The 12,998-nt window shown below is 70.8% G+C and carries 9 protein-coding genes; 4 read left to right on the forward strand and 5 right to left on the reverse strand.

Translation table 11 applies throughout. The features are described from left to right. Position 1: 1 nt before the first annotated feature. The 3 genes from Q0741_RS01475 (at position 2) to Q0741_RS01485 (ending at position 5,788) form a co-directional block, all read left to right on the forward strand. Positions 2 to 3,739, forward strand: coding sequence for a tubulin-like doman-containing protein (locus Q0741_RS01475; protein ID WP_298231430.1), 3,738 nt, complete (start codon positions 2 to 4; stop codon positions 3,737 to 3,739). Between the two features lie 6 nt (positions 3,740 to 3,745). After that, positions 3,746 to 5,011 (forward strand): hypothetical protein, encoded by a 1,266-nt coding sequence (locus Q0741_RS01480; protein WP_298231431.1) that lies wholly within the window; start codon positions 3,746 to 3,748, stop codon positions 5,009 to 5,011. A 72-nt stretch (positions 5,012 to 5,083) separates the two neighbouring features. Beyond that, the gene (locus tag Q0741_RS01485) at positions 5,084 to 5,788 is read left to right on the forward strand and encodes a hypothetical protein (protein ID WP_298231432.1); all 705 of its coding nucleotides are present in this window, start codon (positions 5,084 to 5,086) and stop codon (positions 5,786 to 5,788) included. 25 nt (positions 5,789 to 5,813) lie between these two features. Here the strand turns inward: Q0741_RS01485 and Q0741_RS01490 are convergent, their stop codons facing one another. Then, positions 5,814 to 6,239, reverse strand: coding sequence for a hypothetical protein (locus Q0741_RS01490; RefSeq protein ID WP_298231433.1), 426 nt, complete (start codon positions 6,237 to 6,239; stop codon positions 5,814 to 5,816). Positions 6,240 to 6,468: 229 nt separating this feature from the next. On the opposite strand from Q0741_RS01490, the gene Q0741_RS01495 reads away from it, so the two are divergent. Then, positions 6,469 to 6,693, forward strand: a complete 225-nt coding sequence (locus Q0741_RS01495) for a DUF3079 domain-containing protein (RefSeq protein ID WP_298231434.1) — start codon at positions 6,469 to 6,471, stop codon at positions 6,691 to 6,693. 36 nt (positions 6,694 to 6,729) lie between these two features. On the opposite strand, the gene Q0741_RS01500 is transcribed toward Q0741_RS01495, so the two are convergent. The 4 genes from Q0741_RS01500 to Q0741_RS01515 all read right to left on the reverse strand — a co-directional run bounded on the left by Q0741_RS01500 (position 6,730) and on the right by Q0741_RS01515 (position 12,770). Beyond that, positions 6,730 to 7,365 (reverse strand): glutathione S-transferase family protein, encoded by a 636-nt coding sequence (locus Q0741_RS01500; RefSeq protein ID WP_298231495.1) that lies wholly within the window; start codon positions 7,363 to 7,365, stop codon positions 6,730 to 6,732. Positions 7,366 to 7,417: 52 nt separating this feature from the next. Then, positions 7,418 to 8,254 (reverse strand): M48 family metallopeptidase, encoded by an 837-nt coding sequence (locus tag Q0741_RS01505; protein ID WP_298231435.1) that lies wholly within the window; start codon positions 8,252 to 8,254, stop codon positions 7,418 to 7,420. A gap of 847 nt (positions 8,255 to 9,101) precedes the next feature. Beyond that, complete coding sequence (locus Q0741_RS01510) at positions 9,102 to 11,795, reverse strand: bifunctional acetate--CoA ligase family protein/GNAT family N-acetyltransferase (RefSeq protein WP_298231436.1); 2,694 nt, start codon at positions 11,793 to 11,795, stop codon at positions 9,102 to 9,104. A 48-nt stretch (positions 11,796 to 11,843) separates the two neighbouring features. Then, complete coding sequence (locus Q0741_RS01515) at positions 11,844 to 12,770, reverse strand: histone deacetylase family protein (RefSeq protein WP_298231437.1); 927 nt, start codon at positions 12,768 to 12,770, stop codon at positions 11,844 to 11,846. Positions 12,771 to 12,998 lie beyond the last annotated feature (228 nt).

Consider the following 12,998-nt stretch of genomic DNA (forward strand, 5'->3'; position numbering starts at 1 on the left):
CATGGCGACGAACGACGGTGGCAATGAAACCGAAATCACGCCCGGCACCGGGCGCCGCGCCGACACCAGCATCGACGTGCGGCCCACGCTGTTCATCGGCGTGGGCGGCACCGGCATGGAGGTGCTGCTGCGGCTGCGCCGGCGCATCCTCAACGCGCTGTGGGGTCCGGCCGGCGCGCGGCTGCGGGTGGAGAGCCTGGCGGAGTTTCCGGTGGCGCAGTTCCTGCACTTCGACCTGGACACCGGCGCCGTCATCGAGCACGGCCGCGCGCAGGCCGACGACCTGCAGTACGAGCTGGTGCGCTTCAGCGACGACGAGAAGGTGGTCGAGCCGCTGGACGTCCAGAAGTACAGCCGCGACGACGACGCGCTGGAGAAGTACCCCAACGTCAAGGAATGGCTGCCGCTGACCCCGCGCAAGATGCGCGAGCTGGGCATCGACCCCGAACGCGGCACGGGCCAGGTGCGCTGCCTCTCGCGGCTGTACTTCTTCGACAAGTACGCCAAGACGCGCGACAAGGTGCGGCTGAAGCTCAAGGAGCTCAAGGCGGGGCTGTCGCACGAGCGCCAGCTCGCGCGGCTGGGGCTCAACATGGAGAGCAGCAAGTTTCGCGTCGTGGTGGTCGCCTCGGTCGCGGGCGGCACGGGCTCGGGGGCCTTTCTCGACATGGGCTGGCTGGTGCGCTGGCTGGCGCGCGCGGAGGTGGGTGCGGCCGACGTGGAGCTGATGCTGCTGCTGCCCACCGGCTACGCCGGCGCCAACAAGGACCGCACCGAGGCCAACAGCTACGCCGCGCTGATGGAGCTGGAATCGGCCATGCGCGGCAACCGTGGCCAGGTCGGGCGCTGGGACCCCTACGACCAGCCCGAGCTGCCGCCCGAGCCCTACAACGAGGTGTACCTGGTGGACACCGGCAACCTGGCGCGCCAGCACACCAAGCACGTGTCGGACGTGCACTTCATGCTGGCCGACGCGCTGTTCGAGGACTTCCTCTCCGGCGACTTCGCGCGGCGCAAGCGCTCGGTGGGCGTGAACCAGGCGCAGCACAAGAACCAGCTCCACGACGCCCGGCTGCCGCACAACCGCTTCGGCGACATGCGGCTGTCGTTCTCGATGCGCTACTCCGCCTTCGGCCAGGCGGTGCTCGACACGCGGCAGGCGGCGCGGCGCGAGCACCAGGCGCACCGGTGGGCCGCGGGCATGCTGCAGGCCTTCTTCGGCGTGGGCGCGACCGACGCCCTCGCGCACCGCGCCACGGACCGCCAGCGCGACGACTTCATGGCGACCCACCTGTCGCTGCGGCCCATGCCCTTCGGCGCCTTCCCGCGATTCTCGGACCCGTCGATCGAGCTCAAGCGCTCCAGCGGCGAGTTCATGGACTACTTCGTGGTCGAGGAGCTGCTGCAGGACCGCCATGGCCCGCTTGTCGCCGGCGTGGAGCAGCGCGTGAACCAGCGCATGGACGAGATCCGCAGCGGCTTCGACCGCAAGGAGTGGCCCACGCAGGTGCGCGACGCCGCGCGGCAGCTCGAGCGCGACGCGGTGCGCGACCAGGATTCCGCCGCCGACACCACCGAGGACCGCGTGGCGCGCCGGCGCCGCGAGCAGCTGCTCAAGATCCAGGCCGCCGTGCGCGACCAGCTCTACGCCTACTTGGACAACAAGGACTACGGCGGCCTGGAGTACGTGCTGTCGCTGGTGGAACAGGTCAAGGACCGGCTCGAAGCGCCGGGCAGCGGGCTCATCGCCGCGCTGCGCACCAACGCCGAGCGCTACCGCGAGATCAAGGAGGCGGTGCGCAGCCGCGAGTTCGAACGGCTGCTCAACAACCTGGAGCAGACTCAGGGCCGGCTCTTCGGCGGCGGCGAGAAACAGGCGGTGGTCGTGATGGACCACCTGCGCGAGGAAATGGCCAACGCCGTGCGCTTCCACCTGCGCGCCAAGGCCGCCGACGAGGCCGCGCTGCTCATGGGCGAGGTGTCGGAATGGCTGGGCCGCAAGGGCGGCGTGGACGCGCAGGGACGCGCCGTCTGGAGCGGCCTCATGGGCGAGCTGCAGGCCGGGCGCGAGGCGGTGGTGGCGATGCTGGCGCAGCTGCGCCGCGCCGACACCATCCTGCAGCGCGACCTGGGGCAGGAGCACGCCACGCTGATCCCGGTGGAGGCCGCCGAGCCCGAGGTGCGCCTGCCCGGCGCGGCGCAGCTGCGCCAGTGGGCGGACGAGGCCTTCAAGGACCTGGGAGGCTCGCAAGTGCTGTTTCCGCTGCTGCAGGACCCGTCACGGCGGCAGGCGCTGCTGTCCAAGGTGCAGCGCATGGCCGAGCGCCAGCTGGTGCGCGCCGGGCTGGAGCACGGCCCGGGCGCCGCGGCCGACCCGCTGGCCGAGGCGCTGGCGGGCATGGACCCGGCCCGGCGCCAGGGCCTGTTCCGCCGGCTGCTGGCCTGCGCGATGCCGTGGGTCGATGCCAACCTCGGTGGCGACGTCACGGTGCGCGCCGACCAGTACAAGTGCTTCCTGGGCGTGGCCGACGCCCAGGCCTTCGAGCGCGCGTACCGCGCCGAGCTCGACACCTGCATGCCGGCCGTGGCGGGCATCACGGCGGCGCAGCTGTCGGTGGTGGAGACCGGCCAGCCCGGCCGTGCCGTGTGCTATTGCGAGCTCTCGGGCCTTCCGATGACGGTGCTGCGCGGGCTCGAAGGCTGGCGCGCGAGCTACCGCAAGGAGGCCGAGCGCATCCCGACGCACGCCCACATCGACCTGACGCAGTTCAGCCACCCCATCGCGCCGAGCACCGAGGAGATCGGCCGGCTGGCGGAGGACTTCAAGCAGTTCCTGCTGGCCGTGATGCTGGGCGTGCTCACGCGCTCGGCGCAGCGCATCGTGCCGCCGGGTCAGTACCAGTTCGCGGTGGCGCGCGGCGACCTGCGGCGCATCGGCAACGAGCGGGCGATCCGCCAGAACGGGCTGCCGCCGGCCTACCGGGAGGCCATCGTCGCGCGCGTGCAGGAGTACCTGGCCGAAGCCGATGCCGTGTTGATCGCCGCCCTGGCCACGCTGTGCGACTACACCGAGAGCGCGGTCTACACGCCCAGGCTCGTGGCCGACGCCACCGGCGTCGAGCAGGTGCGCAAGGGCTTCGCCAGCGCGATCGCGGCCGAGCTGAAGCTCGATCTGCGCGAGCGCGCGCGCCGCAAGGGCCTGGCCGAGCGCGAGTTCGAGCCCCTGGCGCACGCGCTGCAGGCCCGGCTGAAGGACTGGACGCTGCCGGTGCCCGACTCCGACGCCGACGCCTTCGAGTGGGAGGTGCGCGCGCCCGATCCGGGCGGCGAGCCGCGCCTGAAGCACGTGCTGCGCCCGGAGATGCTGCAGCCCGGCGTGCTGGCCGCGCTGGTGCAGCCTGCCGCCGCGGCGCCCGTGGCCGGGGTCGTGGCGGCGGTGGGCTTCGGCGCGGTGCCGCCGCCCCTGCCGGCCATGCCGCCACCGCTGCCGAGCGGGCCGCCCCCGCTGCTGCCGCAGCACCAGTACTACCTGGGCGTCAACGGCCAGCAGTACGGTCCCTTCGGCACGGCACAGGTGGTCCAGATGCTGCAGGCCGGGCAGGTGGCCGCCACGGGCACCAAGGTCTGGCGACAGGGGCTGCCGGCCTGGGTGGAGCTGGCGCAGCTGCCGGAGCTGGCGGCCCTGCTGCCGAGCGGCGGCGCGACGCAGCCGCCGTCGATGCCCCCGCCGCTGAGCTGAGCCGCCGTGCGCCGCAACGAGTCCGAGCGGTCCTGTACCCATTGCGCGGAGCGGCTGTTCAGCGCGGTGGCCTTCTGTCCGTACTGCGGCGCGGCCACCGCGGACGCGGCCGGCAGCGCAGCCACTACCGCTACCGCTACCGCCGCGGCACCGCCGGGAGGGCGCACCCTGGACGCACCGGAGCGCCAGCCGAGCCCTGTCCCCGACGCGCCGGACACCGGGACGAGCCCGCCTGCGGCTGTGCCGCCCTCGGTACCGTCGCCTGCGCCGCAGGCCCCGGCCGCTGGTGTGCCGGTGCCGCCACCCGCGCCGGTTTCCGCTTCAGCGCCGTCCGCCGACGCCACCAAGGCCGCTGCGGCGTCCGCGGTGCCGGCACCGGCCATCCCGCCAGGCACGGCCGCCAAGGGGGACACGGCGAATACGGCGCCACCGTCCCTGCCGCCGGCGCCCACGCGACAGGTGCGCCGCACCGGGCGCACGCCGTGGGTGCTGCTGGCGCTGGCCGGGCTGGGCCTGGCCGGTTACTGGCAGTTCCGCAGCGTGGACGACGGGCCGTGCCGGCAGGCGCTGGGCGCGTCGGCACGGGCATTGGCACAGGGCGACGCAGCCGGGGGACGCAGCCAGGCCGTGCTGGCGCTGGGGTCCTGCAAGGGCGATGACGCGGCCAGGGCGCGTGTGTTGCAGGGCCAGGCTGACCAGGCGCTGGCGGTGCAGGTCGCGTGCGAGCGCGCGCTGCAGGGCGTGGCTTCGCAGCTGGACACGCAGCGGCTGCTCAGCGCCCGCAAGCAGCTCGACGGCCTGGATGCGCGCTGCACTCGCTCCGACGGCGCCGCAGTCCTGCGACAGCGCCTGGAGCAGGCGCAGCGTGCGGCCGACGCCAGCGCGGACAGCGTGCGCAAGCAACTGGTGCTGGGCGACACGCGCGGGGCGCAGGCGAGCCTCGACCGGCTGCAAGGCCAGAACCGCGAACACGCCGAGCTGCCGGCCCTGCGGGCCGAGGTGCGCGCGGCCATTGCCGCGCAAAAGCCCGCGCCGGCGCCTCGCCAGGTCGTGCAGCCGCCGCCCAGTTCCGTGCCCGGGCCGCCGTTGCTGGCACAGGACTTCCTGCGCCAGGCCGAGCGCGCACTGGCGCAGTCCCGCTTCGACGCGGCGCGCACCTACGTGGACAGCGCGCTGCGCATCGACCCGTCCAATGCGCAGGCGGGCAGTCTGCTGCGCCGCATCCAGGAGCGCGAGCTGCAGGTGCTGCGCGAGGAGACCACCATCCGCTGAGCCTCACCGTGGCCGGTTGCCGCCCGGCGATGCTTTCCGTCAGCCTCCATCGCATCAGGAGCTTCGTTCCATATGACAAGCCTTCGAGTCGTTCAGCAGGCGCTCACCGGCGCCGTCGTCGCATCGCTACTGGCGGGATGCGCGTCACCCGCGGGCGGTCCCGGTTGGGGCCAGGGCGGGAGCGAGGATCCCTGCAGCGTCGGCACCGGCGCCGTGGCCGGCGCCGCCGTCGGTGCGCTCATCGGTGCCATGGCCGGCGACCGCCGGACGGCTGCGAAAGGCGCGGTGATCGGCGGCGCGGCCGGCGCGCTGCTGTGCGTGGCGGTCAACGTCCAATCGCGCCAGACCAAGCCCGCCGCGCAGGTGGACCGCGAGTACGAGCGCACGCGGGGCCGCCTGCCCGAGCAGCCGCAGCTGGTGTCCTACACGCCCGCGGTGTCGCCGCCGGTGGTGCAGCGCGGGCGGCCGGTGCGGGTGAATTCCACGCTGGAGCTGGTCAACGGCAGCGTGCAACCGGTGAACGCGGTGCGGGAGGAAATCGTGGTCTTCAGCCAGGACGGCCAGCCGATCAAGAGTGGCGGCAAGCCGTTCACGGCCGCGTCCGCCGGCCGCTTCGAGAACAGCTTCGAAGTGACGCTGCCGCAGAGCGCCCCGCAAGGCGTGTATGCGATGAAGACCAACGTCTTCGTCAACGACCGGTTGGCGGCCACCCGCGACCTGCAGACACGGCTGGTGTGGGACGGGCGCGAGGCGGTGGTGGTGGCGGGCGCGCACTGAGCCAGGGTGCGGTCCGGTACGGCGCTCAAGCCACTTGCAGTCCCTGCTCCGCGGCCCAGGCGCACAGGGCCTCCTTGGTTTCGCGGGCTTCGAAGTCGTACCAGGCTTCGAGCTGGCCGCGCTGCAGCAGCAACTCCTTGAAGCGGGCGTAGGCGCCGTGCTCGGTGAAGTAGTCGTGCACGGTTTCGTGGTCCTCGGGCAGGAAGCGCTCGGTGAACAGGAAGGCCAGGCGGTTGCCAAGGCTCAGGTCCTGCCGGGTCGGCACGGGCAGGTAGCGGCTGCGGTCATCCAGGTCCGGCGGCAGCACGTCGTCGTGGGCCTCGGACCGGTACACGACCGTCCCGCTGTCCAGCGCGATGAAGGCGGCCTGCTCGAAGGGACCGAAGGGGACGGTGGCGCTGGCGAACTCGAAGGCGTCGCTGAGGTCGGCGTACTGGATTGGGGTGGGCATGGTGGAGGGCAGGGGTTGTGGGCGCACCGACGCCTGGAAAGGGTGGGTCCTGCATGCCCACCAGGCTCGACGCGGGCTTGAGCCACCATTGTCGGCCGTGACCCAGCGCAATACGGCGGGCGGGCAGGCGGTATCCAATGACGGTTCGATCAATGTCAATGTCCATCGCCGCAACGGGCGTGTTGCCTCGTGCAGCCCGCGGCTTGGGACCCGGCCTGGAGCGCTGTCAATGGCCAAGAAATTCCCTATCCATCCCGCCAACCCTCACCGCGTGTGCTGGGGCTGCGACCAGTACTGCGCGGCCGACTCGATGGCCTGCGGCAACGGCTCGGTGCGAACGCAGCATCCGGCGGAGCTGTTCGGCGAGGACTGGGCTGAGTGGGGCCTGGATGCGCCCGCCGAGCCCGCATCCGGCACGCAAGCCGGGCCGTCGGCGGGCTTCAGCGGCGCCTGAGCGCCGACAGCAGCCAGGGCGGACGGCGCGGGCGGCTCAGGCATCGAACCGGCACGCCTCTTCCCCGTGCGGAGCGGCCCGGAACGCCGGCAGCTCCTCGGCATGCGCGGACAGCGCTGCCAGCGCGGGGTGCTGCTCCGGCGCCACCAGGCCCGGCAGGGCGCGCTGGGTGAAGTGCCAGAACACGGCGGTGCTGAGCGCCGGCTGCGCCAGCGTGTCGCCCTCGGTGACGGGCGGGCGCTGCGCGAATTCGGCCTCCAGCGCGGCGTAGGCCGCGCGCACCTGATCCTCGATGCGCCCGGCCCAGGGCGCGTGCTGCTTCTCGGCCGGGCGCAGGTTGCGTTCGTAGAACAGCGCCACGCTCTTGTCGCCGGCCGCCAACGCCAGCCCCAGCAGGTGCAGCGCCTGCTGGTAGGCCAGCGGGTCGGCGGGCATGAGGCTGCGCGGACGCGCCAGGCGCTCGGCGTAGTCCAGGATCAGCGTGGAGTCGGCGAGCACGATGCCGTCCTCGCTCACCAGCGTGGGCACGCGCACCACGGGGTTGATCCGCCTGAACGGCTCCATGTGCCTGAACACCGACAGCGGCTGATGCTCGAAGCGCAGCCCCAGCATCTGCAGCGACACCGCCACGCGGCGGACGTAGGGCGAGTCGAGCATGCCCACGAGTTTCATCAGCATGGGGTTCCTCCCGGCGGGTTGATGGATGGGTTCGGCCCCGGCTGCTTCAGTGCGCCGGGGTGCCGACGGCCCGGGCCTGGTACAGCGGCATCACCTTGGGCACCGCCGCTTCCAGCGCGGCGATGCGGTTGCTGCTGTTGGGGTGGGTGCTGAAGAATTGCACCGGCTCCTGGCCGCCGGCGAGGCGCTGCATCTTGCGCCAGACGTTCGGGGCTGCGCGCGGGTCGTAGCCGGCGCGGGCCATGAGCTCCACGCCCATCACGTCGGCTTCGAGCTCCATGTCGCGCGAGAAGGGCAGGTGCAGGAAGAACTGCGCCCCCACCGCGGCCAGTGCGCCGGCGGCGCTGGAATTGCTGGAGGCCGCGATGCCCTGCACCACGGCGCCCGAGAGCGCCTGCTGCGACACCTGCTCGCGCGAGTGCTCGCGCAGCGCGTGGGCAATCTCGTGGCCCATCACGGCGGCGAGCTCGTCGTCGCTGAGGTCGAGCTTGCGCACGATGCCGGTGTAGACGCCGATCTTCCCGCCCGGCGCGCAGAACGCGTTGACCTCCTCGGCGTCGAAGACGTTGATCTCCCAGGCCCACTGCGCGGCGTCGGGCCGGAACACCGGCACCTCCTTGATGAGCCGGAAACCGATGTCGCGCACGCGCTTGGTGATGACGGGATCGTTGTTGAGTTTCCCTTTGCTGCTGGCCGCCGAGGAGAGCTGGTTGAAGCCCTTGGCCGCCTCGGCATTGACGGTGGCGGCGGGGACCATGAGCAACTGCTGGCGCTGGATGCCCACGGCGCCGGGTGCCGTGCTGGTGGCGCAGGCGGCCAGCAGCGCCGCCGTGCCCAGCGCGGCGAGGAGGTGCCGGGTGCGGGTGAGTGGATGTAGTGCCATGGCGTAGGACCTTGATCGGTGCGGATCAGAGATCAGCTTGCGGAAGGGTTGCATTGTCGACAACGGGCCTGGCTCCACAGCGGTGCACTTGCGAACGGCCCTGCTCAGGTTGGCCTGCCCGGTCCGCGCGACACACGAGGCGCAAGCAGTGCCGGGCGCGCGTGGGCGCCGGCATGGAACGGGGAATCCCTTCGCGGCGCTGAGAGCGGTTACAAACTAATAAGCTTTGATCCTTCAATGCCGTTTCCGAAAGCCGATAAAGCATTGAAACAGCGCGCGAGGAAAAAAGGCTCCATTTCATGAATTGGGGCCGCTGGCCCTTGCCGTCCATCGAATCATCACGGCTTCGCGTATTTCAAGCCAGGGCCGTCCTTGCCACGGCCGTGCCAGGAATCCATGTCGGGCTTTCCGTCCATTTCAATACTGGGCATTGGGTATGCATGTTTTTTCTGCCTTGGACACGGATTCCGATAATGGCAACAGCAAATTCTGGAAGGAAGGGTTCGAGGCGGGAAAAGCTTTGAACAGCCGTTGTCCCTACCGGGCGGGATCGCCACAGGCCCGGGATTGGCTGGAGGGCTGGGCCGCTGGAATCCACGAGCCTGGCGAGTGTGTCCAGGCCCGCGAGGAACATGAGAATCCGCCGGCGGGGCGCTGGCGGGCGTGGTTCAGGAGTTTGTTGGGGCGCTGAGGGAGCGGGCTCAGGCCTTGCCTTTTGCTTTTTCCCTCTTGCGTCAAACCGGCTCGCACACGGCACCGATAAATGCGGTGCCACTGCCGTGGCTGAGAGCCATGCAAACAGTGCAAGGGCCCGGAAGACGCGCAGGGCAAGGCCTGGCCCCGAACTTCACAACACGTGCGTCACCAGCTTGAAATCCGGGTCCTCGTCAAAGGCCTTGACGGTGAACCCCAGGCTGCGCATGAGTTTCAGCATGTTCGGGTTATTGGCCAGGACCAAGCCGTCGATTTCGGTCAAACCCTTGTCGCGCGCGACTTCCATGATGCTTTCCATCAAGCGTGAGCCGATGCCCTTGCCCGCGAAATCGTCCGCCACCAGCAGCGAGAACTCGCAGCTGGACTGGTCCGGGTTGGTGATGTAGCGCGACACGCCGATGACGCGCTCGGTTTCCACCATGTCGCCTTCGGTATTGGCGTTGCGCTGCTTCACCACCGCCACCAGCGCCATTTCGCGGTCGTAATCGATCATGGTCAGCCGCGCCAGCATCGAGGGCGGCAATTCCGTCATCGACGAGACGAAGCGGAAATACCGGCTCTCGGCCGAGACGCAGTGCACCAGGTCCTGGAGTTTCTGCGCGTCGTCCGGGCGGATCGGGCGCACCAGGTATTCGCCGCCGCCGCGCAGCGGCCACAGCTGCTCGTAGCGCGCCGGGTAGGGCGAAATGCATAGGTGCGGATAGTCGCTGCCGCGACCGCCCGCGGACGGCGTGGGCGCGTTGTCGATCACGATGCGCGCGTCCACCGCCACCGCGCCGCTGGCGTCCACGATGATCGGGTTGATGTCCATCTCGCGCAGCTGCGGCAGCGCGCACACCATCTCCGACACCCGCAGCAGCACCTGCTCCAGCGCGTCGAAGTCCACCGGCTCGGCACCGTGCCACTCGCCCAGCGTCTCGGCCACGCGCGAGCGCTCGATCAGCCGCCGCGCCAGGAAGCGGTTGAGCGGCGGCAGCTCCATCGCCCGGTCGTTGATCAGCTCCACCATCGTGCCGCCGCCGCCGAAGACGATCACGCGGCCGAAGGGCTCGTCCGTCATCAGCCCGACGTGGATCTCGCGCCCGCGCCGCGCGCGCGCCATGCGCTGCACCGTCACGCCGTTGATGCGCGCATCGGGCTCCATGCGGCGCACGCGCTCGACCATGTCGTTGTAGGTGTCGCGCGCCGCGGTGGCGGTCATGATGCCCAGCGCCACGCCGTGCACGTCGGACTTGTGCGTGATGTCCGGCGAGTCGATCTTCAGCGCCACCGGGAAGCCCATCTGCGTGGCGATCATCATCGCCTCGTGCGCGCTGCGCGCCAGCACCGTCTCGGTCACGCCGATGTGGAAGGCCGACAGCAGCGTCTTGCTCTCCATCTCGGTGAGCACCTTGCGCCGCTCGGCCAGCACGCTCTCGATCACCAGCCGCGCGCCCTCGATGTCGGGCTTGGCCAGCGAGGACAGCGGCGCCGGCGTCTGCTGCAGCAGCATCTGGTTCTGATAGAAGCTGGCGATGTTGCCGAACGCGCCCACCGCCGCCTCGGGCGTGCGGAAGCTGGGAATGCCCACCGTGCCCAGCAGCTCGCGCGCCTGGACCACCGAGGCATCGCCCATCCAGCACGCCAGCAGCGGCTTGGCCATCTGGCGCTTGATGTCCACCAGCGCCTTGGCGATGTCCTCGGGGTTGGTGCCCGCCTTGGGCGAGAAGATGGCGAGCACGCCGTCGATCTCGCGGTCCTTGTCCGCGGCCTGGATCGCGGCGCGGAAATGCGCCGGGCTGGCGTGCTCGCCCAGGTCGATCAGGTCCGACAGCGAGGCGTGGGGCAGCAGCTGCGGCGCCAGCGCCGACTTGCTGGCGTTGGACAGGCGGCCGAGCATCAGCCCGATCTCGCCGATCCAGTCCGCCGCCAGCACGCCGGGGCCGCCGCCGTTGGTGACGACGGCCAGGCGCTTGCCCACCGGGCGGTAGCGCGAGGCCAGGCACTTGGCCGCCGAGAACAGCTCCACGAAGGAGCGAACCCGAACCGCGCCGGCGCGGCGCAGCGCGGCGTCGAACACTTCGTCGCTGCCGACGATGGAGCTGCTGTGCGTCTGCGCCGCCAGGTTGCCCGCGAGCTTGCGCCCGGACTTGAGCACCACCACCGGCTTGGCATTGGCCGCCGTGCGCAGCGCGCTCATGAAGCGGCGCGCGTCCGAGATGCCCTCCAGGTACACCACGATGGAGTGGGTCTGCGCGTCGTTGGCCAGGAAGTCCAGCACGTCGGCGATGCCCAGCGAGGTGTGCGGGCCCAGCGAGACGACGGTGGAGAAGCCCACGCCGTTGCGGTCGGCCCAGTCCAGCATCGAGGCCGTCAGCGAGCCCGACTGCGACACCAGCGCCAGCGGGCCCGGGCGCGCCGGCATGCCCAGCGCACTGGCGTTGAGCTTGTGGTGCGGGCGCAGGAAACCCAGGCAGTTGGGGCCCAGCAGCTGGATGCGCTCGCGCCGCGCGATGCGGTGCAGCTCGGACGCCGCCGCGGCGTCCAGCCCCCCGGTGAGCACCATCGCCGCGCGGCAGCGCATGCGACCGGCCACTTCCAGCGCCGCCGCCACGTCCGGGCCCTGCAGCGCGATCAGCGCCAGGTCAGCCCGCGCCTGCGCCAGGTCCGCCAGCGTCGCGCTGCCGCGGATGTCCACGAACTTGAGATCGCCCTTGAAGGGCTCGGCCGTCAGCGCGGCGTGCACCGTGCGGGCGTGGTCGGTCCAGGTGTCCGGCGCCTCGGGGTCGCCGACGAAGGCGATGATCGAGCGCGGGGCGAAGAGCGGGGTGAGGTAGTGCTTGTCCATGAGCTTTGATGGGCCGGGCAGGCGGGATCGGGCCCGGCCCTGTTCCTCTTAATCGGCGCCGATGAGCACCTTCACGTGTGCGGTGGCGCTGCGCGCCAGGGGGCTGAGCACGTAGCCGCCCTCCAGGCAGGAGACGATGCGGCCCTGGCAGTGGCGCTGGGCCACGGCCACGAGCTGCTGCGTCACCCATTCGTAGTCGGCCTCGACCAGGGCCAGGTTGCCCATGTCGTCCTCGCGGTGCGCGTCGAAGCCGGCGGAGATGTAGATGAGCTGGGGCCTGAAGGCGTCCAGCGCCGGAATCCAGTGCTGCGTCACCGCCTCGCGGAACTCCTTGCCGCCCGAGCGCGTGGGCAGCCCGACGTTGACCATGGTGGTGGTGTGGCCCGTCTCCTCGGGGAAGGGATAGAGGCCGCGCTCGAAGATCGAGCACATCAGCACCCGGTCGTCGTCCTTGAAGATGTTCTCGCTGCCGTTGCCGTGGTGCACGTCGAAGTCGATCAGCGCCACGCGTTCCAGTCCGCGCACGTCCAGCGCGTGTCGGATGCCCACGGCCACGTTGTTGAAGAAGCAGAAGCCCATGGCCGCGTCGTGCTCGGCGTGGTGGCCGGGCGGGCGCACCGCGCAGAAGGCCGAGCTCACCTTGCTGTCCAGCACCAGGTCGGTCGCGTGCACCGCCGCCCCGGCGGCACGGCGCGCGGCCTGCAGCGTGAACGGGTTCATGTTGGTGTCCGGATCGACGTGGTGGTAGCCCTCGGCGGGTGCGTTGTCCACGATCCTGCGCACGTGCAGCGCCGAGTGCGCGCGGCACAGCTGCTCGTCGGTGGCCAGCGGTGCGTCATACGGAACCATGTAGTCCAGCAGCCCCTTGATGAGCAGCTGGTCCTGGATGGCGCCCAGGCGTTCCGGGCATTCGGGGTGGCCAGGTCCCATTTCGTGGCGAACGCAGTCGGGGTGGGTGATGTAAGCGGCGAGCAACGAAGTCTCCTGTAAGCCGGCTTTAGGAAGCCGTGATTTGTTGGCGTTAACCCTAGTTTGCGCTTGCAACCTGTGCACGCACCTGACAAGTCTCAAGCCGCAAAGCGCCTCGGGAAGCGGGTGGAGGGGGTTCACGCCGCGGCATGACCGGGCGGGAACATTCGCCGGAAGCCGCCATGCGCACGCTGGCCCGCCACGCGTCCCATGCCGCGGGAAGGCGGCTTGCCC

This window comes from uncultured Azohydromonas sp., assembly GCF_937926365.1.
Lineage (GTDB): Bacteria > Pseudomonadota > Gammaproteobacteria > Burkholderiales > Burkholderiaceae_C > Azohydromonas.